Raw genomic sequence first — 22,504 nt, 5'->3', positions numbered from 1 at the left:
GCGCGATTCCAGCACACGCGCCGAGTAACGCAGCCTCGGAAGCGCGGCTGCAGCTGCGGCTACACCTTGCGGAGCAGCACCTTCTGCACGCGGTGATCAGACTCCTTCCGCAGCACGAGGCTCGCCCGCGCGCGGGTCGGGCGGATGTTCTCCACGAGGTTCGGCTCGTTGATGTTGTTCCAGAACTCGTCCGCGATCGCGAGCGCCGCGTCGTCGTCGATGCTCGCAAAGCGGCGGAAATGAGAACTCGGATTCGCGAAGGCGCTTTCACGGAGCTGCAGGAAGCGGTGACGGTACCAGCGCTGGATATCAGCGGTTCTCGCGTCCACGTACACGGAGAAGTCGAACAGGTCGCTCACCGCGAGCGGATGCTGCATCGACGGCGGTTGCAGCACGTTGAGCCCTTCGACGATCAGAATGTCCGGGCGACGAACGATCGTGTACTCGTCGGGCACGATGTCGTACACGAGATGGCTGTAGTGCGGCGCATACACCTCGTTCACGCCCGCTTTGACCTGCGACACGAAGCGCAAGAGCGCGCGTCGGTCGTAGGACTCTGGGAAGCCCTTGCGATGCGAGATGCCCCGCCGCTCGAGTTCCGCGTTCGGGTAGAGGAACCCGTCTGTCGTGATGAGTTCGACCCTCGGGGTCTCCGGCCAGCGGGCGAGCAGGTCGCGCAGAATGCGCGCGACTGTTGACTTGCCGACTGCGACCGAGCCCGCGATGCCGATCACGAAGGGGCTCGCCTCCTCGTGATTGCGCTGCAGAAATCCGCGGGTGAGCCGGTGCATCTCCCGAGCCGCGATAGCGTACTGATTGATCAGCCGGCTCAGCGGGCGGTAGACATCCGACACTTCAGCAAGGTCGAGCGGCTCTCCGAGACCCCGGAACGCGGCGATCTCGCCTTCGGTGAGCGGCATCGGGGTCTCACCGGCGAGCCGAGCCCATTCGTCGCGGTTGATCTCCGTGAACGGAGATATCACCTCGGGGCGGGTCAGCGGCTGCGTGTCCGTTGAGACGCCCTCGGGCGTGGAAATGTGCTTGGCCATCGTTCACTAATGGTGCCACTAAACTATGTCGCATGTGTGGAATTGTCGGATACGTAGGCTCGGGCGACACGATTGAGGTATTGCTCAACGGGCTGCGCAGACTCGAGTACCGGGGGTACGACTCGGCGGGAGTCGCGGTTGTCGACTCCGAGGGTCAAATCGCGGTGCGCAAGCGGTCCGGCAAGCTCGCGCGGCTCGAGGAGCTTCTTGAGGCGAGCCCGCTCGAAGCACAGGGCGCCGGGATCGGGCACACCCGCTGGGCGACCCACGGCGGCCCGACGGACGTCAACGCGCACCCGCATCTGGGTGACGACGGCAAGCTCGCGCTGATCCACAACGGTATCGTCGAGAACTTCGCAGAGCTCCGCGCCGAACTCACCGAGGACGGTATCGAGCTCCTCAGTGAGACCGACACTGAGGTGGTGGCCGCTCTGCTCGGCCGCGAGGTCGCTCGCCAGGGAGATCTCGAGACTGCGTTCCGCACCGTGGTCGCTCGCCTCCACGGCACCTTCACGCTCCTCGCGATGCACCGCGACGAGCCCGGAAAGGTCGTGTCGGCGCGTCATCACTCTCCGCTGGTCGTCGGCCTCGGCGACGGAGAGAACTTCCTCGGATCCGATGTTGCTGCGTTCGTTTCCTCGACGCGCCGCGCGGTCGCTGTTGACGAGGACAATATCGCGATCATCACGCCGGGCGAGGTGCGCATCACCGACTTCGAGGGCCGGCCTGTCGCATACGAAGAGTTCGAGGTCGAATGGGACGCGGACGCCGCTGACAAAGGCGGCTGGTCGTCGTTCATGGCGAAGGAGATCAGCGAGCAGCCCGACGCTGTCGCCAACACGATCCGCGGCCGCGTCACGAGCCACGGCGTCGAGATCCCGGAGCTGACCGCGCTGGGTGACGAGCGACTCTCGAACATCGACCGCGTCGTGATCATCGCCTGCGGAACCGCCTCCTACGCCGGTCAGGTCGGCGCGTACGCGATCGAGCAGTGGGCGCGCATGCCGGTCGAGGTGCAACTGAGCCACGAGTTCCGCTACCGCGACCCGGTGCTTTCGGAGCGCACGCTGGTGATCTCGGTGAGTCAGTCAGGCGAGACGATGGACACACTCATGGCGGTGAAGTACGCGATCGAGCGCGGTGTCACCACCGTCTCCGTCTGCAACACCCAGAGCGCCACGATTCCCCGTGAGTCCGACGCGGCCGTGTACACGCACGCGGGGCCGGAGGTCGCCGTGGCATCGACGAAGGCATTCGTCGCCCAGATCACGGCGCTGTACCTCATCGGGCTGCACCTCGGGCGAGTGCGCGCCACGCTTTCTGCGGAGGTACAGGCTCAGGCGGTCCAGCAGCTCGAGGCGCTCCCCGCGAAGGTCGCTGAGGCCGTTGACACGCACGAGCAGATCCAGCAGCTGGCGCACTGGATGGCCGACTCGCGCTCCGTGCTCTTCCTCGGGCGCCACGTCGGATACCCGATCGCGCTGGAAGGCGCACTGAAGCTCAAGGAGATCGCTTACATCCACGCGGAGGGCTTCGCGGCAGGCGAGCTGAAGCACGGGCCGATCGCGCTCATCGATCACGGCCAGCCGGTCTTCGTACTCGTGCCGAGCCCGCGCACGTCGCCGCTGATGCACTCCAAGGTCGTCTCGAACATCCAGGAGATTCGCGCGCGCGGTGCTCGCGTCATCGCTGTCGTGGAGAAGGGCGACACCGCGGTGCTGCCCTACGCCGACGACGTGGTGCGTCTCCCGCTCGCAGACGCGCTCTTCGAGCCGCTGCTGCAGGTCGTGCCGCTCCAGTGGTTCGCCCTCGAGCTATCGTCGGCGAAGGGCCTCGACGTCGACCAGCCGCGCAACCTCGCGAAGTCGGTCACGGTCGAATAGTCGATCGAGGGGCGCGGATCGCAGCGTCCGAATGGGGAGCACGTCATGATTGTCGGGATCGGCGTCGACACGGTCGACATCGCCCGCTTCGAGCGCATCCTCGCTCGCACCCCGCAGCTGCTCGAGCGCTTGTTCACGCCGGGGGAGCGCGATCGTCCGCTGCACTCGCTCGCGGCGCGGTTTGCCGCGAAAGAGGCCCTGATCAAGGCACTCGGTGGTTCCGGCGACCTGCGGTGGCACGACATGGAGATCACGAGAGATCGGGATCGGGCGCCGGCGTTCGTCGCTACGGGACGTCTGGGCACCGCGCTCGCGGGTCGCGGGGCGACAACAGCTCATGTATCGATGACCCACGACGGCGGCTTCGCAACGGCCTTCGTGGTGGTGGAGGGGGCGGCGTGACCGGACGGGAAGATGCAGCGCGCGGGGTGAGTGCCGTGGAGTCGTGGTCCGTCGCGACCCCCGACGAGATGGGCGAGCTCGGTGAACGCCTCGGGCGTGTGCTTCGGGCCGGCGACTTGGTCATTCTGACCGGCCCCTTGGGGGCAGGAAAGACGACGCTCACGCGGGGAATCGGGGCGGGTCTGGGTGTGCGGGGTCCGGTGCAGAGTCCGACGTTCGTGCTCGCGCGCACCCATCCCTCCCTGGTCGGCGGGGCACCGCTCGTGCACGTCGACGCCTACCGTCTCGGCGGATCCGAGGAGCTTGACGACCTCGACCTCGACTTCGAGGGATCGGTCGTCGTTGCGGAGTGGGGAGCAGGCATCGTCGAGACTCGCTCCGACTGGCTCGAGATCACGATCGAGCGGCCGATCGGCGCCGAGTCCGCGGGGGAAGAGCCCGCTGTCGGGGCGGAGGCGGATCCGTCGGAGGACTGGGCAGAAGCGCGCGACGAACCGCGCACCGTGACTATTACCGCGTATGGCAGCCGCTGGAATCGGGGAGTGCTGGAATGACGGAAGCGACGGCGAAGGCTTTTCCTGAGTTCGGCGATCATGTGCTGCTCGCGATCGACACCGCGATCGGCACGAGCGTCGCCGTGGGGACATCGTACGGGGTGACCGTCGCGTCGAGCGACGATACTCGCGGGCACGCGGAAGCGATCGGGCGGCTTCTCGCCCAGGCGTTCAGGGACGCTGAGGTCGATCCCGCGAAGGTGACCGGCGTGGTCTCCGGCATCGGCCCCGGTCCGTTCACGGGCCTCAGAGTGGGGATCGCTGCGGCGCACGCATTCGCCGTGGCGCGCCGCGTGCCATTGCTGCCGGTGCAGGGTCACGCGGCAGCCGCGCTCCGCGAACTTGAAGCAGGCGCTACGGCGGGCGTGCGAGTGGTGCAGGATGCGCGGCGCCGCGAGCTGTTCGTCACCGAGTTCTCGGGACTCGACTGGGCCGGGGTGCCCGTGGCGGTATCGGGACCGCAGCTGTGTGCACGCGACGCGTTCGAGGAGCACACGAATGATGTGTGGCCCGAGCGGATCCCGGGCGACGCTCTGGTGCGGCTTGCGGCGCGGAAGCTCGCAAGCGGAGGCGCGTTCGATGAGGATCGCGCGCTCTATCTGCGCGCCCCTGACGTGGCGCAGCCGGGAGCGCCGAAGCGGGTATCGACGTGACACGCGCTGACGCGACGGGCGGATCCGCCGCCGACCAGCGCCCCGACGCACCAGCCGCGCTTCGAGCTGCGACGAGCGCCGACGCGGACGCGGTGTGGGCGCTCGAGGACGCCGTGTTCGGCAGCGACGCCTGGAGCCGCGCGATGGTCGCCGATGAGCTCTCGGCGCCGCATCGCACCTACCTCGTGCTCGTCGACGCGACGGACACCGTGCAGGGGTACGCGGGGCTCCTGGCCGTCGGCACCGAGGCTGACATCCAAACGATCGCCGTCGACCCCGCGCTCCGCGGCCAGGGGCAGGGCCGTCGTCTCATGAACGCGCTTCTCGACGAAGCTGAGACGCGGGGCGTGCGCGAGGTGTTCCTGGAGGTGCGCGCCGATAATCCGGTGGCCCAGCGGCTCTATGAGTCGCTCGGTTTTGTCGAGATCGGGGTGCGCCCGAAGTATTACCAGCCCGAAGGAATCGACGCGGTCGTGATGAGGTTGGAGCTGCAGCGCGGTGGGCGCCGCGCTGGGGGAGAGGCGGGATTGTCATGACGGTGAGTGAGCCGCTGGTGCTCGGCATTGAGTCGAGCTGCGACGAGACCGGGGTGGGCATTGTCCGGGGCCGCACGCTGCTCGCCAACGCGATCGCTTCGTCGATGGATGAGCATGCGCGATTCGGCGGAGTCGTTCCGGAGGTCGCGGCCCGCGCGCACCTGGAGGCGATGACCCCGACGATCGAGCGCGCGCTCGCGGACGCCGGCGTGGAACTCGAGGATCTCGACGCGATCGCGGTCACGTCGGGCCCGGGGCTGGCAGGCGCGCTCATGGTGGGTATCTCTGCGGCGAAGGCGCTCGCGATCGCGCTCGATAAACCTCTGTATGCGGTGAATCATCTGGTCGGCCACGTCGGCGCCGACATTCTCCACGCGGAGGGGCTGCGGGAAGCCGTCGGTTCCGTCGGCGATCTCAAACTTCCGACTATCGCGCTCCTCGTGTCCGGCGGTCACACCTCGCTGCTTCTCGTGCGCGATCTCGTCGGGGATGTCGAACTGCTCGGTGAAACGATCGACGACGCCGCGGGCGAGGCGTTCGACAAGGTGGCGCGCCTGCTCGGTCTTCCGTACCCCGGAGGTCCGGAAATCGATCGTGTCGCGGCGCGGGGCGACGCGACAGCGATCCGCTTCCCTCGCGGGCTCACTCGGCCGAAGGATCTCGAGCGTCATCGCTACGATTTCTCGTTCTCGGGACTGAAGACCTCGGTTGCGCGCTGGGTTGAACGACAGGTTGCGCTGGGGGAGGAGGTGCCGGTCGCCGATGTGGCCGCGAGCTTCCGGGAGGCCGTCGCCGATGTGCTGCTCACCAAGGCCATCGCCGCTTGTCGTGATCAGGGAGTCCCGAGGCTCCTGCTCGGCGGTGGCGTCGTGGCGAACGCGCGGGTGCGGGAGCTCGCTCGGGAGCGTACCGAGGCCGCAGGGATCGAACTCCGGGTGCCGCCGCTCTCCTTGTGCACCGACAACGGGGCAATGATCGCATCGCTCGGTGCGCAGCTCGTTGCGGCGGGCCACGCGCCGTCCGGGCTTGAGTTCGGTGCCGACTCAACGCTTCCGGTGGAGACGGTCCAGGTCGTATAGCGCATTCTCGAGCTTATTTCCAGGCAACGTTCGGCTGTCCCGAAGCCGCGTGAAATACGTGCGTCGACCCTCGTCGCCCGATATCTTTGAAGGGAACTGGGGAACACTCCTCTCTGGGGACCGATTGAAGGAGAAACATGTCTGACAACCTGCCCGGCAACGAACCGAACTCGAACCCTGTGCCGCCGCCCGGGGCTTCCACTCCTCCTCCGGCGGCCCCGGCTGCTCCTCCGGCCGGAAGCGCTGCGAACATGCCTCCGGCGCCCACTGCACCGCCGGCACCCGCGTATTCCGCTGGGCCCGTGCAGCCGAAGGGCCTCGCCATCGCGGCGCTGGTGCTCGGCATTCTGAGCCTGATCTTCGTGTGGGTGCCGATCGCGGGATTCATCGGCGGTGTCGTCGCGCTCATTCTCGGCATTCTGGCGCTCCGGAAAGGCCAGCATAAGGGCATGTCGCTCACCGGCATCATCACCGGTGCCCTCGCCGCAATCATCGGTCTCGTGGTGTCGATTCTCTTCTTCGTGGGCTTGAGCATGCTCGGTGGCACACTCGATGACGCTCAGCAGGCTGTGAAGGACTGCCAGGCCGGCGCTTCGACCGTAGAGGTCGCGGGCCAGACCGTCTCCTGCGACGATCTGAGCTACTAAGTCGTCACGGATGTAGCGGGGTTCGGAGGCGACGCCTCCGAACCCCGTTTTTTATCCGCGGGCCCGTCTCCGCGGTTCGGTGCTCGCTACGATCCTTCAGCAGCGATCGCAGAGGATCGCGGCGTGCTTGCCGTTCCGATCCCTCGTGAGCACCAGCGTGCCCTCCGCCGAACCGCTGAGCTTCAGGCGCTTTCTGAGCGCGGCGGGATCGACGTCCGAGCCCCGCTTCTTGATCTCGAGTCGGCCGATGCCACGCGCCGCGATGGCGCGGCGCAGATCCTTCTCCCGCGCCGGGAGCGTCTCGATGACGCGGAACGTCTGCGCGAACGGCGTGGGCGTGAGTGAGTCCGCGGTCAGGTACGCGATCCCCGGGGCGACCATACCCGCGTCGAGCGACTCGGCAAGCTGACCGATGAGTCGCGCGCGGATCACGGCGCCGTCGGGTTCGTAGAGGAACTGCCCGAGGTCGCGCACGTCAACGTCCGCGGAGTCGGTGGCCGCGGTGAGCTCGTGCGTCTTGCCTCCTCGATGCACGAGGGCGGCGCGTCCGACGCCCGGCCGCGCCAGCGCGCCGAACCAGAGCGCCGTCTCGACGACGTGCCCGTCGACAGACACCCACTGCGCCTCGGCGTCAGCCGGGATGAGCTCCCGGTCGAGTCCCGGACCGAGCTTCACTCCCACCGGAAGCCGTTCCGCGAGACCGAAGGCGAAGTCGAGCGACGGCGAGTAATCGTCGGGCGAAGCGACGCGGCGCGTGTCGCGGTGCCCCGCCGTGCGGCGCGCCGGGTCGAGGAAGGCGCCGTCGACGCCGTCGAGTGGGGCATCCGTCGCGTTGCCCGCATGGACGGACGGTGCACTGCGACCGTGCCGGGCGGCGATGACGCTGAGGTTGTGCTCGGCCAACTTCGCGGTGAAGCCGTCGAGTTCGACCGCGAACGGTTCGATGCCGAGTTCGAGGAGCGCCATCGACTCCGTGCCGATCCCGCACCCGAGGTCAGCGACCCGCGAGCACCCCGCGGCGCTGTAGCGCCGCGCGTGCCCACGGGCGACCGTCAGCCGCGTGGCCTGCTCAAGCGATGCAGGGGTGAAGAGCAGCTCGCGCGCAAGCTCTCCGAACTTCGATTTCGCGCGCTGCCGCAGCCCTGCCTGGGTGAGGATCGCGGCTACGACGTCGGGCGAGACGCCCGTGGCGCGCAACTCCCGTTGCACTTGATCCCCGCTCGCGCCGCCCTCGAGCGCCTCGCTCGTCCGGTTGAGCAGCCCGAGCCCCTCGTCCGTGAGCAGCGCTTCCCAACCAGGAAGCGCGGACACAGCAGGAGACCCCGGAGCGACGCCCCGGGGTCTCTTCGGCGCTGCGGCCGCGGGACTCACGATCAGTACGTGTTGTACGAATCGAAGTCGGAGATCGAGCTTCCCACCGTCGCGAAGATCGTGATGAGGAAGCCGATGTAGGCGATGATGAGGAGCGCGGCCAAGACGAAGTACGCGTAGCTGATGATCAGGCCGGTGAGCGCGATGCCGCGGCCGGCATCGCCCGTCCGCTTGATCTGGTTCAGACCCATGTGTCCGAAGATGATGCCCGCGAGTGGCGCGATGAACGCGAAGATGATCGTGAGCAGAGCGAACGTGTTCGTCTTGTCGAGCGTCGTGGCGGTCGAAGCAGGGCGGGCCTGCGGCGCGGGGCGGTACTGCGGCGCGGGGGCCTGGCCCGGAGCGCCGACAGGCGCCTGACCGGGAGTGCCGGCCGGTGACTGGCCGAGATCGGACAGGGGAGTGGTCGGCTGTTCGGGGTAGATGGGCTGAGACATGCTGCTCCTCGTCGACGATGTGAAGCGACGGACCCCTTGTGGCGCCATCGCGTGGCGTACACCCTTCATTGTAGGTGGCGGCGTTCGCTGTGGGCGATCCGCACCTCTCCCGTTGGCACTCCCCTTGCACGAGTGCCAATCGGAGCCATAGACTCAGTAATAGACGCGCTCGCATCGGGCGGGCGCGAACACACTTCGGACATTGGAAAGAGGTCAACCGTGTCGGTCGCCATCAAGCCGCTCGAGGATCGTATCGTTATCAAGCAGGTCGAGGCAGAGCAGACCACCGCTTCCGGTCTGGTCATCCCCGATACCGCCAAGGAAAAGCCCCAGGAGGGCGAGGTCGTCGCAGTGGGCCCGGGCCGTGTCTCCGACGCCGGCAACCGCATCCCCCTCGATGTTTCCGTGGGTGACGTCGTGATCTACTCCAAGTTCGGTGGCACCGAGGTCAAGGTCGCGGGCGACGATTACCTCGTGCTGTCGGCTCGTGACATCCTCGCGGTCGTCGAGCGCTAAGCACGCTTCTTCGTTTCAGCGGCCCCGCCGGTCTTCGTGACTGGCGGGGCCGCTGTCGTTTGCGCGGGGGAGTGCCCGGCTGAGCGTACGGGGGAGCGCCCGGCTGAGCGAGGAGTGTCGAAGGCAGCCGCCGATCCTGCGCCGCGCTCGTCTTCGTGGCACCGTTCGCCGTCGGCGCAGCAGGGCCGTGTTTCTCGTCGTTTAGACTTGACGGCACACGGGCGCCGCACCCCGGTCGCTCGCGAGTCTCTGACCACCCTCGCACCCACAGATAGAGGTTCCATGGAACAGCGTGATCCTTTCGCGTTCACCGGTCTGACCTACGACGACGTGCTGCTGCTTCCCGCGCACACCGACGTCATCCCGAGCGAGGCGGACACGTCCACTCAGCTCACTCGGCGCATTCGCCTGAATATCCCGCTGATCTCCGCGGCGATGGACACGGTCACCGAGACGCGCATGGCGGTCGCGATGGCCCGCAATGGCGGGCTCGGCATTCTGCATCGCAATCTTTCGATTCAGGATCAGGCCGAAATGGTCGACCGGGTGAAGCGCAGTGAGGCCGGCATGATCACGAATCCCGTGACGACGTCGGTCGACGCGACCGTCGCGGAGGTCGACGCGCTGTGCGGCGAGTACCGAGTTTCGGGGCTCCCCGTTGTCGATTCGAACGGCGTGCTGCTCGGCATCATCACGAATCGCGATATGCGTTTCATCGACCCCCGGGATCGCTCGCAGGTGCGGGTGGCCGACGCGATGACGAAGATGCCGCTCATCACGGGGCCGCGCGGTATCTCCCGCGATGACGCCGCCGCGATCTTCCGGCAGCACAAGATCGAGAAGCTGCCGCTGGTCGATGAGGAGGGCCGCCTTACCGGCCTCATCACGGTGAAGGATTTCGACAAGGAAGAGCAGTACCCGAACGCGACCAAGGACGACGCGGGTCGTCTGCGCGTGGGCGCGGCGGTCGGCTTCTTCGGTGATGCGTGGAAACGCGCGGGCGCGCTGCTCGAATCCGGCGTCGACGTGCTCGTTGTCGACACCGCGAACGGGGACAGCAAGGGCGTGCTCGACATCATCGCCAAGATCAAGGCGGATCCGGCGTTCGCGGGAGTCGACGTGATCGGCGGCAACGTCGCGACGTACGCGGGCGCGCAGGCGATCGTCGAGGCGGGCGCCGACGCGGTGAAGGTCGGCGTGGGCCCGGGCTCCATCTGCACGACGCGCGTGATCGCGGGAGTCGGCGTGCCGCAGGTGACCGCGGTCTACGAGGCGGCGAAGGCTGCGACGCCGGCAGGCGTGCCCGTGATCGCTGACGGCGGTCTGCAGTACTCGGGCGACATCGCGAAGGCGCTCGTCGCGGGCGCGTCGTCAGTAATGATGGGTTCGCTCCTCGCGGGCACCGACGAGAGCCCCGGAGACCTCGTGTTCGTCGGCGGCAAGCAGTTCAAGAACTACCGCGGCATGGGGTCGCTCGGCGCCCTGCAGACGCGCGGAGAGCGCACGTCGTACTCGAAGGATCGCTACTTCCAGGCCGACGTGCCGTCGGACGAGAAGCTGATTCCCGAGGGCATCGAGGGGCAGGTGCCATACCGTGGCCCGGTTGGGGCGGTCACGCACCAGATGATCGGCGGTCTGCGGCAGTCGATGTTCTACGTGGGCGCGCGTTCGATCGTCGACCTCAAGGAGCGCGGCAACTTCGTACGCATCACCTCAGCGGGGCTGAAGGAGTCGCACCCGCACGACGTGCAGATGGTTGTGGAAGCGCCGAACTACAAGCGCTGAGCACGGGTTCGTCAGTGTCGAATGGATAGACTGGGCGAGTGAGTAACGAGATCGAGATCGGCCGCGGCAAGCGCGCACGTCGCGTGTATACCTTCGACGAGATCGGCATCGTGCCGACGCGGCGCACCCGCGACCCCGAGCTGGTGTCGACGTCGTGGAGCATCGACGCGTTCCAGTTCGATCTCCCCGTACTCGGCGCGCCGATGGACTCGGTGATGTCGCCGACCACCGCGATCGAGCTCGGTCAGCTCGGAGGCCTCGGGGTGCTGAACCTCGAGGGCCTCTGGACCCGCCACGAGGAGCCGGAAGCGCTGCTCGCGGAGCTCGCGGAGGTCACCGACGAGATCGCCGCCGTGGCGCGGATGCGCGAGCTGTACTCCGCGCCGATCCAGCCCGAACTCATCACCGCCCGCCTCAGTGAGATTCGAGACGCGGGAGTCACCGTCGCGGGCGCGCTCTCGCCGCACCGCACCGCCGAGTTCACCGAGACCGTGGTGAGCGCGGGCGTCGACCTCTTCGTGATTCGCGGCAACACCGTGTCAGCGGAGCACGTCGCGAAGGAGGGGCGCGAGCCGCTCAACCTCAAGGAGTTCATCTACGAGCTCGACGTGCCGGTGATCGTCGGCGGCGCCGCGACCTACCAGTCGGCGCTGCACCTCATGCGCACCGGCGCGGCGGGCGTGCTCGTCGGATTCGGCGGCGGCGCTTCTTCGACGACGCGCGCGACGCTCGGCATTCGCGCTCCCATGGCGACCGCGATCGCGGATGTCGCGGGTGCGCGCTCCGACTACCTCGACGAGTCGGGCGGTCGGTACGTGCACGTCATCGCTGACGGCGGGCTGGGCACCTCGGGCGACATCATTAAGGCGATCGCGTGCGGCGCGGACGCGGTGATGGTCGGCGCGGCGCTCGCGCGCGCGTCTGACGCACCGGGTCGCGGTTGGCACTGGGGCCAGGAGGCCCACCACGAGGATCTGCCGCGCGGTCGACGCGTGGCGGTCGGCTCGGTCGCGCCGCTCGCTGAGATCATCAACGGCCCCGCGCACGTCGCGGACGGCAGCGCGAACCTGGTGGGTGCGTTGCGGCGCGCCATGGCGACGACGGGGTATTCGGAGCTCAAGGAGTTCCAGCGCGTCGGTGTGGTCTACGCCGAGCGCTGATCTCGCTGTGGCACCTCGCAAACTCGAGTACCTGGGCGAACCGACCCTCGCTCAGGTCATGCGGCGACCCACGTGGATCCTCGCGCTTCTCCTCGCGCTGGGCATCGCGGTCGGCTTCGCTGCGCTCGCGCAATGGCAGGCGGGCGTCGCGGTGCAGTCGCGTGTGCAGGAGCAGGTCGACACGGAAACGGAGCGACCGCTTGTGGACGTCTCTTCCGTTGAACAGGGCGTGACGGATCGCGGAGCCGGTGTTGTGGTCCGCCTCGACGGCCGGTTCGTCGCGGGCGACTACGGGGTCGTGGCGCCCCGAGAGAACGGCGGCGAAACGGGAGCGTGGGTAGTCGGGCGGCTGCTCACTGAGGGCCCTGACGCGGAGCCCGGCGCGAACCTGGCGGTCGCGGTGGGTTGGGCGCAGAGCGTGGCGGCCGCGGAGCGTGCGGCTGCTGGGCTTGCGGCCGATCCTGCTGCCGTCTCGGATCGCTCCGTCACCGGGCGCTTCATGCCGCCTGAGGGCCCCCAGATCCCGGATCGCGACGAGGACCCGCAGGCGATGCACGCGATGACGCCTGCTGCGCTCGCGAACCTGTGGGGTGCGGTCGACGGTCCGGTGTACTCGGGCTACCTCGTGCTGCACAACGACTCCGGCTCGCGCGCGATGCTCGAGTCGGTGGACCTTGCTCCCGTCGATTCCGTCGCGCCGCTTCCGGCCGACACGGTGAATTGGTTGAACGTTTTCTACGCCATCGAGTGGGTCGTGTTCGCCGGCTTCGCGATCTTCTTCTGGTACCGCCTCGCGCGGGACGCGTGGGAGAAGGAGCACGAGCTCATACTGCAGGAGGCGGAGCAGGGGGAGTGAACGGCTGATGATCGAGAGCCTGGGCCGACTGCTTGACGGACGAGTGCGCATGCGCCATCTCATCTTCGCTCGCGCTGTCGCAGATCACGGCAGCCTCAGCCGGGCCGCCGAGGCGCTCCAGGTTACTCAGCCCTACATGACTCGCAGCATCCAAGATCTGGAAACCGCTCTTGATGTCGAGCTGTTCGAACGCGGTCCTCGTGGCATGGCGACGACTCCCGCCGGCGAGGTGTTCGTGCGTCACGCCGTCTCAGTGATCAACACGATGCGGCAGGCCGAAGAACGGCTCGACGAGATTTCGAAGGGCGTCACTCGGGGTACCGTTCGAGTCGGCGTGAACCTCGCGACTGTGCACGCTCTGCTGCCGAATGCGATCATGCGTTTCAAGGAACGCAATCCCACGATCACGGTGTCACTGGTGGAGGAGTATCAGGGCGCGCTCGATGTGATGCTCACGCGAAACGAGATCGACATGATCGTGGGCCGGCTCCCGTCCGAACGGCTCGCCGGTAATAAGTATCTGACGCTCTACGAGGATCCGCTGGTGCTCGCGGTGCGACGCACCCATCCGTTGATCGGTCGAGGCTTCACGGTGCAGTCTCTCGTGGGAATGGCGTGGATCATGCCGGCCCACTCGTCGGTGTTCAGGGGCGAGATTGATGGAATGTTCATCGGTCAGGGTCTGGAGCCGCCGCGGAATCTGATCGAGAGTTCGACGATCACGGCGTCGCGCCCAATTCTCCTGGGGACCGATGCGATTGCGGTACTTCCGAGGTCGCTTGTAGAAGCCGATCCTGAGCTCGCGCTGCTGCCCAGAACAGTGGATGCGGCTCCGCGCGTGATCGGAATCACGGTTCGAGAGGGCTCTGTGCTCGATTCCGTCCTGAGTGGATTCATCGAGGATATTGTCGCATTTGGTCGCGAGCTCGTGACGCGCCGGGCAGTCATCGCCAAGACGGGCTGAACGCCCCGACCGGCTCCCGCAAGCGGTGGATCCCACTGTTTCGTTATGTCGAGGCGCTACGGTATGCATTTTCGGCATACCCCTCCGGACTTCGGTATTCGACTCATTTCGGTGACGGCCGTCACACTTTGATGAGAATCGACTCACCAATGGAGGTCGCGATGTCATTCACCCCTGCTACTCGGAACGCAACGGAGCGTCCCGTCGGCAAGACGAACAACACGAGGCGAAACGTCGTCGCCTCGCTCATCGGAAACTCGCTCGAGTGGTACGACTTCTTCCTGTACGCAACGGCTTCGGCGGTTGTGTTCGGAACGCTCATGTTCCCGGAGGGCACGGATCCTCTGGTCGGCACTCTCGGAGCATTTGCCGGGTTCGCGGTGGGGTTCGCCGCCCGCCCGATTGGCGGCATCATCTTCGGGCACATCGGCGACCGGGTGAGCCGTAAGACCTCGCTGGTGCTGACGCTGACGCTCATGGGGATTGCAACCGCCGCGATTGGTGTGCTGCCGACCTTTATGCAGGCGGGAATTCTGTCCCCGCTGCTGCTCGTGCTGCTGCGCGTTGTGCAGGGTATCGCTGCGGGTGGTGAGTGGGGCGGCGCGGTGCTGCTCATCAGTGAGAACTCTCGAACTCGGCGTCGTGGGCTCCTCTCCGCGTTCAGCCAGAGCGGTGTGTGCCTCGGTTTCGTGCTTTCGTCGCTCGTCTTCTACCTCGTGCAGCTCCTCCCGGAGGAGAAGTTCCTGTCGTGGGGCTGGCGCATTCCGTTCCTCATCAGCATCGTGTTGCTCATCGTGGGAATCTGGATTCGCCGCAGCCTCCCGGATGAGACTGCAGCAGAGGAGGGCGAGAAGAAGCAGGTCGAGCGCCTCCCCGTCATCACCGCCTTCAAGCGTTACCCTCGCGAACTTCTGGTTGCCATGGGTCTGCGCGTTGCGGAGAACGGAGGTTCATATATCTTCCTGTCGTTCTCGGTGGTCTACGGAGTCCATGTCGGTGTTGATCGGGGGCTCCTCCTCATGTCCGTCACGCTGTCGATGATCGTGTCCTTCTTCACCTATCTGCTGTTCGGGCATCTCTCGGACAAGATCGGCCGACGACCGGTGTATGCGTTCGGCGCGGGGGCGATGCTCCTCATGGCATTCCCCTTCTTCTGGCTGCTCGACTCAAATACCCCGGGTCTTGTCGTTGTCGCCTTCCTCATAGCAAATGGCGTCTGCCACGGCGCCATGATCGGAACTCAGCCTTCGATGTTCCACGAACTCTTCCCCGCGCACGTGCGCTACTCGGCGATGTCCATGGCCCACGAGATCGCCGCTGTGTTCGCGGGAGGCCTTGCGCCTCTGATCGCGACTGCCCTCCTCCTCCGTTTCGACTCCTCTACACCGATCGCGCTGTACCTGATCCTGCTCTGCGTCGTCACGCTCGTCGCAGTAGCTTTTTCATACCGTCTGAGGTCCCGTGGCGTCGACACGACGCTGAACCGGGTCGCCGGGGTCGCGGATGAGGACCCCGAGTGAGCGAGAGCTCGGAAGCTTGTACACCGAGCGAGCTGCGAGCACCTCAACATCACCACGCACCCTCGAAGGAGTGAACACATGACCGCCTACATCACGGGTGTCGGATATTCGGAGTACACCCGGCGCCCCGATGCGGATCTCACGACGTCCTCCATCCTCGCGCAGGCGGGGGCGGAGGCGATCGCCGAGGCCGGTTTGACTCCGGGCGACATCGACGGATTCGGAGTAGCGAGCTTCACTCTGCGACCGGACCATGCGATCGATCAGGCCTGGCGGATGGGTCTCTCCGTCAAATGGCTGATGGACGATGCCAATGGCGGAGCGAGCGCAGGGTCCATGCTGCAGCATGCGGTGCACGCCATCGATGCGGGAACCGCCCGCAACATCCTGCTGGTCGCGGGTGACCTGATGGCGGGTGACGCCTTCCGCTCGCTCGTCGCGGAGTACAACTCGGCGACGGCGCATCATCTGACCCCGCTCCCGATGTCGGGACCGAACGCACTCTTCGCGATGCTCACGCAGCGGCAGATGGAGGAGTGCGGCCTGCGCTCGGAGGATTACGGTCGAATCGCGATCGCGCAGCGCGAATGGGCGGGGCTGAATCCGCGAGCGGTGTATCAGGAGCCATTGACGATGGAGCAGTACCTCACTGCGCCCGTCGTGGCGGATCCGCTCCGCCGTTTCGATTGCGTTCCGCCAGTGAGCGGAGGCGAGGCGATCGTGGTGTCCGCGAACCCCGATGGGCGAGCTGCGGTGCGGGTTCTATCGACTAGGTCGTCCTTCAATTACGACGATCAGGAGGGCAGCGGCACCGCGACCGGCGTCGCCGAGATCGCCACGGAGTGCTGGGCTGAAGCTGACATCGAGCCTCGTGACGTTGGCATCGTCAGTGTCTACGACGATTATCCTGCGATGGTCGTCGCGCAGCTCATCGACCTCGGGTTCGTCGAGAAGAACCACAGCGTCTCGGATTTCATCTCGGACCGCATCGCATCACGCTCGCTGCCGGTGAACACCTCGGGAGGGCAGCTTTCAGCTGGCCAGGCGGGGGCCGCCGGCGGCATGCACGGCCTTGCCGAGACGGCGACGCAATTGCTCGGGCGTGCGGGAGCGCGGCAGGTCGAAGCCAGGTACGGCGTCGTCACCGGCTACGGGATGGTGCTCTATCGCTACGGGGCGTGCGCAACCACGACAATCCTGGAGGCTGTCCGATGAACATCGACATTCAGACGTGCGCGGCGTGCGGTGAACACTTCTTCCCTCATCGAGCGCTGTGTCGTCGTTGCGGCGGCAGCGCCTTCACGGCAACAAGCGCCGAGCAGGGTGAGGTCGAACGCGCGACGGCGCTCAGCGACGGCAGCGTCATCGCGACAGTCCGCACCGACGTCGGCCCGTTTGTCATCGCTCGGGCAGAGGCGCCCGTCGAACCGGGTGACGTCGTCAGGCTTACGTCCCACCCAGAACTTTCACCGGGGCAGGCGTTTGTGCCGATCCGCCCCGCCAACTCCTAGAAAGGCACCGCAGTGACCGTTTCGACAGCGCAACCGCGTCCACTCACGATCCCCGAGATGCTCCTCGAGCGAGCAGAGCGACTGCCGCACGCTCCGCTCTTCCGCGGCGAGGCGGTGGAGCGCACGGCGAGGCAGATGGTGGACGCCGTCGCGAGAGCTGGCGCGCTGCTGACAGACGCGGGTGTGCGGCGCGGCCAGACCGTGGCGATGATGGCGGGCAATCGGGTCGAACTGCTCGACTTCGTGCTCGGATGCGCATGGATCGGCGCGGTCGCCGTGCCGATCAACATTGCGAGCCGAGGGGAACAGCTCCGTCATATTCTCAATAATTCCGAGGCCGAACTCATCGTGGTCGAGCCGGACCTTCTGCCGATTGTCACCGACCTCGATGGTGTGCAGCACCTGAAGCGGGTATGGGTACTCGGTGACGGGGGCGCTGAGTCTGCGCGTAAGGTGACGCACCTCAGCGTGAGTGCAGTGCCATCGAGTGAGCGCAGCGTACCGGCCGATCACTCGCATCCTTCGGATACGGCCGCGATTTTGTACACGTCCGGAACGACCGGAGTGTCGAAAGGTGTTGAGTGCCCGCACGCGCAATTTTTCTGGTGGGGCTTCAACATGAGCGACCAGCTCGGCATCGTGGCCGGCGACGTGCTGTACACGAATCTGCCGCTCTTCCACACCAACGCGCTCAACGCATTCTTCCAGGCGGTCGTCAGCGATGCGGTGTTCGTGCTCGGCCCGAAATTCTCGGTGAGCCGGTTCTGGACTCGGCTGGTCGAAGCGGAGGCCACGGTCACGTATCTGCTCGGCGCGACGGTGAGTATGCTCGCGAACCAGCCGCCGTCCGATGCGGATCGCGCGCATCGCGTGCGAACGGCACTCGCGCCCGCAACCTCGCCCGCGCTGCTCGACGAGTTCAAGAATCGCTTCGGGATTCAATTGCTCGATGGTTACGGCTCGACGGAGACCAACGGCGTCATCGGATCGACGCCGACAGCGTGGAAGGCCGGCATGATGGGGCGGCTCCGGCCCGGCTTCGACATTCGCATCGTTGACGAGCACGGGCTTGATGTTCCGGCAGGCGCCCCGGGCGAAATGCTCGTGCGGAGCACCCAGCCGTTCGGTGTGGCGACCGGGTACTATCGCATGCCCGAGAAGACGATCGAGTCCTGGAAGGATTTGTGGTTCCACACGGGGGATCGGATCGTCGCGGAGCCGGACGGCTGGTTCCGATTCGCCGACCGCATCAAGGATGTGATTCGCCGCCGCGGTGAGAACATTTCGGCAGTGGAGGTCGAGACCGCGCTGCGCGACCATCCGGCGATCTCTGATGTCGCGGTGTATCCCGTTGAGTCCGAGCTCGGCGAGGATGAAGTGATGGCTGCGATCATCGCGACGCGCCCGGTGACGTTCGAAGAGCTTGAGGAGTTCTGCGTTCCGCGGCTCGCATCGTTCGCGATTCCTCGCTTCGTTCGCTTCGTGGACACGTTGCCGCAGACAGAGAACGGGAAGGTGCGCAAGGCGCCTCTGCGAGAGGCTGGCCGGGAGGTGGCTGACTGGGATCGCGATGCGGTCAGGGGGAGGACCGCGACGAGCGCGCAGGTGCCGGTCGAGGTCTAGGCCGGATCCGCCGCCTACGCTTGTTCCACCGCGGGCGATTGCGCTTGTTCTACCGCGGGCTCGGTCGTCGCTTCGGGCGCGGTAGCAGACGCGGCCGAGTGACGAAGCGCCTCGAGCGCATCAGTCACGAGTGGCCAGTGCGAGGCCTCAGGTTCAATCGCGGCGAGATGGTCGAGCGTGCCCAGGTCGAAGAGTTGAACGTTGTCGCCCGCGGCCCGCGCCTCGGATACAAAGCGTCGAGTGTGCTCGATCGGCACCGCAGAGTCATCGACCCCGTGGAAGACGGTGGAGCGTACGCCGATGGGGAGCTGAAAACGTGGGGAGGCTGCATTCGCGACAGTCATTGGGTCGCCTTCGGATGCCGCGAGGAGGTTGCCGGCAGCATCGGTGCCCAATCGAGCTCGCCAGGTTTCGACCACATCGGTTACCGGCGCGAGAGCGAGCACGCCCGCGATGCTTGCGCGCAGTTCGCGAGCGACGAGCAGCGCAAGCTGGCCTCCAACGGAGTGGCCGAGCACGAGGAGCGGCCCGGGCAGCTCGCCCCGCGCCACCAGTGCGGCCACTTGCCGCGACGCAGCGATAGCGTCCTCGAGGATCGTGGGCCATCCGCCCCCAGCCCCGACGCGTCGGTATTCGATGTTCGGGCAGGCCCAGCCGCGTGCGGTGAGATCGGCAGCCATGGGACCCATCAAATCCGCCGAGTACTTCCCCCGCCAGTAACCGCCATGGATGAGCACGACGGTGCCGAGTGCCGCTGCTTTGCCGCGCGGGCGGTGCAGGTCGAACCATTGCTCGGAGTCGTCACCGTAAGGAACCCGGCGGGAGGACGTCCGGAACGGGGGCGGAGGCGCGGAATCCGCGGCGGTCGATACAGGCATAGATGCCGTGTCCTTTCAACAGAATACTGCTCACTCAACCGGGGGAGGCGCCGTGCCCGCTCTTCGTTCGTATGTGCGGGCCGAGGCCCCCGCTCACGAGCTGTCATGCGGCGCGGGTAGGCCCCAGCCGCTGGCGGTAGGATACAAGTCATGGTTCTGCAGCCCAAGCCCGCCGACTTCCCCCGCATTCGGAAGGCGCTGAACTTCTACAAGGTGACCTCCGTGATCACCGGCGTCATGCTGCTCTTGCTGTGTGCCGTCATGGTCATGAAGTACGCCTTCAATGTGCAGCTCTTCCTCTTCACACCTGACGGCTTCGCGCACTTCTACGCGATCGCGCCCGAGGGTGTCGAATCAGACTTCGATGGTCGCGGCTTCGATCTCTTCAAGGCGATCCTCATCGCCCACGGGTGGTTCTACGTCGTGTACCTGATCTCGGACTTCGCTCTGTGGAGCCCGATGCGCTGGGGCTTCGGTAAGTTCCTACTCATCGCGCTCGGCGGTGTGATCCCGTTCATGTCGTTCTTCCTGGAGGCTCGGATCGTACGCCAGGTGAATGCGAAGCTTGCAGAACTCGAGGCGGCCCGCGCAGGTCAGGCCTCGACTCAGTCCTCATCCGCCGCGGCCTCGGCCGCGACCTCTTCGAAAGGCTCACTGGAGCGATAATGACGATTCAGACGGAACAGCCGGGCCATCGCCCGGTACTCGTCGTTGATTTCGGGGCGCAGTACGCGCAGCTGATCGCGCGGCGCGTTCGCGAGGCAGGCGTGTACTCGGAGCTCGTGCCCCACACGATCACCGCGGAGGAGGTGCAGGAGCGGAACCCGCTCGGCATCGTGCTCTCGGGAGGGCCGTCCTCGGTGTACGACGAGGGCGCTCCGGCCTTCGACGACCAGGTGTTCGAGCTCGGAGTTCCTGTCCTCGGGATCTGCTACGGGTTCCAGATGATGGCGCGCGCGCTGGGCGGCACGGTCGGGCACACGGGCGACCGCGAGTACGGAGCCACCGATGCGACGCTCGTCGGCGACGGCGGCGTGATCCTCGGCGGGCAGCCGACCGAGCAGAATGTCTGGATGAGCCACGGCGACGCGGTGCAGGAGGCGCCCGAGGGCTTCGAGGTGCTGGCGAAGACGTCGGTCACGCCCGTCGCGGCCTTCGGCTCGGCAGAGCGCAAGCTGTACGGAGTGCAGTGGCACCCGGAGGTCAAGCACTCCGACCACGGCCAGCGCATCCTCGAGAACTTCCTCCACCACGTGGCGGGCATCGAGCCCGACTGGAACGCGGGGAACGTCATCGCGGAGCAGATCGAACTCATTCGCAAGCAGGTCGGTAACGCTCGCGTCATTTCGGCTCTGTCGGGTGGCGTGGATTCCGCAGTCTCCACGGCCCTCGTGCACGAGGCAATCGGGGATCAGCTCACCGCCGTGTTTGTGGACCACGGGCTGCTGCGCAAGGGTGAGCGCGAGCAGGTGGAGAAGGACTACGTCGAGTCGACCGGTGTTCGCCTCATCACGGTCGACGCCGCTGACACGTTCCTCGGGCACCTCGCCGGTGTCACCGATCCCGAGGAAAAGCGCAAGATCATCGGCCGGGAATTCATCCGGTCGTTCGAGCAGGTGCAGCGTGACCTTGTCGCTGAGGCGAAGGCCGAGGGCGAGCCCATCAAGTTCCTGGTGCAGGGAACGCTCTACCCCGATGTGGTTGAGTCGGGCGGCGGATCGGGCACTGCGAACATCAAGTCCCACCACAATGTCGGCGGTCTGCCCGAGGACCTGGACTTCGAGCTCATCGAACCGCTTCGCGCGCTGTTCAAGGACGAGGTCCGTGCGATCGGGCGCGAGCTCGGTATTCCCGAGGCGATCGTCGGCCGTCAGCCGTTCCCCGGTCCGGGCCTCGGGATTCGCATCGTGGGCGAGGTAACGCGCGAGCGTCTCGAGGTGCTCCGCGAGGCGGACGCGATCGCGCGCGCAGAGCTGACCGCGGCTGGCCTCGACCAGGAAATCTGGCAGTGCCCGGTCGTGCTGCTCGCAGACGTGCGCTCGGTCGGTGTGCAGGGCGACGGCCGCACCTATGGCCATCCGATCGTGCTGCGTCCGGTGTCGTCGGAGGACGCCATGACGGCGGATTGGACGCGCGTGCCGTATGAGGTGCTCGCCCGCATCTCCAACCGCATTACGAACCAGGTGCCCGAGGTGAACCGTGTCGTGCTCGACGTCACCTCGAAGCCGCCGGGGACGATCGAGTGGGAGTGAGCGCAGCGAACTCCCGCTCTCAAAGGGCACTGCGTGGAACTCGATCGCGCGGACGCGATCGAGTGGGAGTGAGCTCAGCGAACTCCCACTCGAGGCGAGCGGGAGCAACTCTGTTGCTCCCGCTCTTAATGGGCACTGCGTGGAACTCGATCGCGCGGACGCGATCGAGTGGGGGTAAATATGTAGAGGGGGAGCTCGGCTGCGGCCGGGCTCTCCCTTTCTGTACATTGAGGCAGTCATAGTGAAAGGACACGATGATGCTGGGTGACCGCATCCGGAGCCGCCGTCTCGAACTCGGCATCACCGCGCAGCAGTTGGCCCGAGACGCGGAGCTGTCGCCCGCGCAGATGAGCCAGATCGAGCGCGGGAACAGTGATCCGAGCCTCGACGCGCTGCGCCGCATCGCGCGTGCGCTCGGGACGCCGCTCTTCGACTTGTTTGCCGAGCGCGAGGAACACCCGGTGCGCGTGGTTCGCGAGGGAAATCGCATGCAGGTGAGCGCTCCGCGCGGGGGCATCGTCTATACGCGGGTTTCGCCGGGGAACGGCCGACTTGAGGTGCTCGCGGGCGAACTTCCCGCTGGGGCGGCGTCGAGCGACGAGCCCTGGGCGCACCCGCCGAGCGAAGAGTGCGTGCTCGTCTCGCAGGGAGTGCTCACGCTCGAGGTGAACGACGAGGTCTTCGAGCTGCACGTCGGGGATAGCGCGTATTTCGCATCCGCTCACCCGCATCGCTTCGTCAACCGCACGGACGACGTCGTGAAGTTCACTCTTTCCGTCTCGCCGCCCAGCTACTAACAGACCCATGAAGGAAAATCTTTCTTTAGCG

The 22,504-nt window shown here is 66.5% G+C and carries 23 protein-coding genes; 19 read left to right on the top strand and 4 right to left on the bottom strand.

Features of this window, described 5'->3' with window-relative positions:
• Positions 1-59: 59 nt before the first annotated feature.
• Complete coding sequence (coaA, locus tag WFH00_RS01705; protein WP_336658857.1) at positions 60-1,049, bottom strand: type I pantothenate kinase; 990 nt, start codon at positions 1,047-1,049, stop codon at positions 60-62.
• Between the two features lie 32 nt (positions 1,050-1,081).
• On the opposite strand from coaA, the gene glmS reads away from it, so the two are divergent.
• The 7 genes from glmS to WFH00_RS01670 all read left to right on the top strand — a co-directional run bounded on the left by glmS (position 1,082) and on the right by WFH00_RS01670 (position 6,803).
• Positions 1,082-2,932: a glutamine--fructose-6-phosphate transaminase (isomerizing) gene (gene glmS, locus WFH00_RS01700; protein ID WP_336658856.1), complete on the top strand. Its 1,851-nt coding sequence runs from the start codon at positions 1,082-1,084 to the stop codon at positions 2,930-2,932.
• 45 nt (positions 2,933-2,977) lie between these two features.
• On the top strand, positions 2,978-3,334 hold the full coding sequence (locus tag WFH00_RS01695; RefSeq protein ID WP_336658855.1) for a holo-ACP synthase: 357 nt from the start codon (positions 2,978-2,980) through the stop codon (positions 3,332-3,334).
• A 68-nt stretch (positions 3,335-3,402) separates the two neighbouring features.
• Positions 3,403-3,888, top strand: coding sequence for a tRNA (adenosine(37)-N6)-threonylcarbamoyltransferase complex ATPase subunit type 1 TsaE (gene tsaE, locus WFH00_RS01690; protein ID WP_336659169.1), 486 nt, complete (start codon positions 3,403-3,405; stop codon positions 3,886-3,888).
• Positions 3,885-4,541, top strand: coding sequence for a tRNA (adenosine(37)-N6)-threonylcarbamoyltransferase complex dimerization subunit type 1 TsaB (tsaB, locus tag WFH00_RS01685; RefSeq protein WP_336658854.1), 657 nt, complete (start codon positions 3,885-3,887; stop codon positions 4,539-4,541). The genes tsaE and tsaB overlap by 4 nt, the downstream gene beginning before the upstream one ends.
• A gap of 92 nt (positions 4,542-4,633) precedes the next feature.
• Entirely contained in the window at positions 4,634-5,077 is a 444-nt protein-coding gene (rimI, locus tag WFH00_RS01680) for a ribosomal protein S18-alanine N-acetyltransferase (RefSeq protein WP_442918774.1), read from the top strand.
• On the top strand, positions 5,074-6,156 hold the full coding sequence (gene tsaD / locus WFH00_RS01675) for a tRNA (adenosine(37)-N6)-threonylcarbamoyltransferase complex transferase subunit TsaD (RefSeq protein WP_336658852.1): 1,083 nt from the start codon (positions 5,074-5,076) through the stop codon (positions 6,154-6,156). Before rimI ends, tsaD begins: the two co-directional genes overlap by 4 nt.
• Positions 6,157-6,293: 137 nt before the next feature.
• Positions 6,294-6,803, top strand: coding sequence for a DUF4190 domain-containing protein (locus WFH00_RS01670; RefSeq protein WP_336658851.1), 510 nt, complete (start codon positions 6,294-6,296; stop codon positions 6,801-6,803).
• Positions 6,804-6,899: 96 nt separating this feature from the next.
• Here WFH00_RS01670 and WFH00_RS01665 read toward each other — a convergent pair whose 3' ends face one another.
• The gene (locus WFH00_RS01665; protein ID WP_336658850.1) at positions 6,900-8,114 is read right to left on the bottom strand and encodes a THUMP-like domain-containing protein; all 1,215 of its coding nucleotides are present in this window, start codon (positions 8,112-8,114) and stop codon (positions 6,900-6,902) included.
• A gap of 62 nt (positions 8,115-8,176) precedes the next feature.
• Entirely contained in the window at positions 8,177-8,611 is a 435-nt protein-coding gene (locus WFH00_RS01660) for a DUF4190 domain-containing protein (RefSeq protein WP_336658849.1), read from the bottom strand.
• Positions 8,612-8,830: 219 nt separating this feature from the next.
• On the opposite strand from WFH00_RS01660, the gene groES reads away from it, so the two are divergent.
• The 9 genes from groES (at position 8,831) to WFH00_RS01615 (ending at position 18,546) form a co-directional block, all read left to right on the top strand.
• The gene (gene groES, locus WFH00_RS01655) at positions 8,831-9,127 is read left to right on the top strand and encodes a co-chaperone GroES (protein ID WP_336658848.1); all 297 of its coding nucleotides are present in this window, start codon (positions 8,831-8,833) and stop codon (positions 9,125-9,127) included.
• Positions 9,128-9,409: 282 nt separating this feature from the next.
• Positions 9,410-10,912: an IMP dehydrogenase gene (gene guaB / locus WFH00_RS01650; RefSeq protein ID WP_336658847.1), complete on the top strand. Its 1,503-nt coding sequence runs from the start codon at positions 9,410-9,412 to the stop codon at positions 10,910-10,912.
• 38 nt (positions 10,913-10,950) lie between these two features.
• Complete coding sequence (locus tag WFH00_RS01645) at positions 10,951-12,072, top strand: GuaB3 family IMP dehydrogenase-related protein (RefSeq protein ID WP_336658846.1); 1,122 nt, start codon at positions 10,951-10,953, stop codon at positions 12,070-12,072.
• 7 nt (positions 12,073-12,079) lie between these two features.
• Positions 12,080-12,928 (top strand): SURF1 family cytochrome oxidase biogenesis protein, encoded by an 849-nt coding sequence (locus tag WFH00_RS01640; protein ID WP_336658845.1) that lies wholly within the window; start codon positions 12,080-12,082, stop codon positions 12,926-12,928.
• 7 nt (positions 12,929-12,935) lie between these two features.
• On the top strand, positions 12,936-13,892 hold the full coding sequence (locus tag WFH00_RS01635) for a LysR substrate-binding domain-containing protein (RefSeq protein WP_336658844.1): 957 nt from the start codon (positions 12,936-12,938) through the stop codon (positions 13,890-13,892).
• Positions 13,893-14,053: 161 nt separating this feature from the next.
• Positions 14,054-15,412, top strand: coding sequence for an MFS transporter (locus tag WFH00_RS01630; RefSeq protein ID WP_336658843.1), 1,359 nt, complete (start codon positions 14,054-14,056; stop codon positions 15,410-15,412).
• Between the two features lie 78 nt (positions 15,413-15,490).
• Positions 15,491-16,627: a thiolase family protein gene (locus WFH00_RS01625; protein WP_336658842.1), complete on the top strand. Its 1,137-nt coding sequence runs from the start codon at positions 15,491-15,493 to the stop codon at positions 16,625-16,627.
• Entirely contained in the window at positions 16,624-16,923 is a 300-nt protein-coding gene (locus WFH00_RS01620; RefSeq protein WP_336658840.1) for a zinc ribbon domain-containing protein, read from the top strand. Before WFH00_RS01625 ends, WFH00_RS01620 begins: the two co-directional genes overlap by 4 nt.
• A 12-nt stretch (positions 16,924-16,935) precedes the next feature.
• Positions 16,936-18,546 carry an ATP-dependent acyl-CoA ligase gene (locus WFH00_RS01615; protein WP_336658839.1) on the top strand — a complete coding sequence of 537 codons (1,611 nt, stop codon included), beginning with the start codon at positions 16,936-16,938 and terminating at the stop codon, positions 18,544-18,546.
• 14 nt (positions 18,547-18,560) lie between these two features.
• On the opposite strand, the gene WFH00_RS01610 is transcribed toward WFH00_RS01615, so the two are convergent.
• Positions 18,561-19,424 (bottom strand): alpha/beta hydrolase family protein, encoded by an 864-nt coding sequence (locus WFH00_RS01610; protein ID WP_336658838.1) that lies wholly within the window; start codon positions 19,422-19,424, stop codon positions 18,561-18,563.
• 150 nt (positions 19,425-19,574) lie between these two features.
• On the opposite strand from WFH00_RS01610, the gene WFH00_RS01605 reads away from it, so the two are divergent.
• The 3 genes from WFH00_RS01605 to WFH00_RS01595 all read left to right on the top strand — a co-directional run bounded on the left by WFH00_RS01605 (position 19,575) and on the right by WFH00_RS01595 (position 22,473).
• On the top strand, positions 19,575-20,090 hold the full coding sequence (locus tag WFH00_RS01605; RefSeq protein ID WP_336658837.1) for a DUF3817 domain-containing protein: 516 nt from the start codon (positions 19,575-19,577) through the stop codon (positions 20,088-20,090).
• The gene (gene guaA, locus WFH00_RS01600) at positions 20,090-21,676 is read left to right on the top strand and encodes a glutamine-hydrolyzing GMP synthase (protein WP_336658836.1); all 1,587 of its coding nucleotides are present in this window, start codon (positions 20,090-20,092) and stop codon (positions 21,674-21,676) included. Before WFH00_RS01605 ends, guaA begins: the two co-directional genes overlap by 1 nt.
• Positions 21,677-21,930: 254 nt before the next feature.
• Entirely contained in the window at positions 21,931-22,473 is a 543-nt protein-coding gene (locus tag WFH00_RS01595; protein WP_336658835.1) for a helix-turn-helix domain-containing protein, read from the top strand.
• Positions 22,474-22,504: the final 31 nt, after the last annotated feature.

Source organism: Leucobacter sp. USHLN153 (assembly GCF_037145615.1).
Taxonomy (GTDB): domain Bacteria; phylum Actinomycetota; class Actinomycetes; order Actinomycetales; family Microbacteriaceae; genus Leucobacter.
The sequence above is the reverse complement of the archived record's forward strand: the minus strand, read 5'-3'. Positions and strand labels throughout refer to the sequence as shown.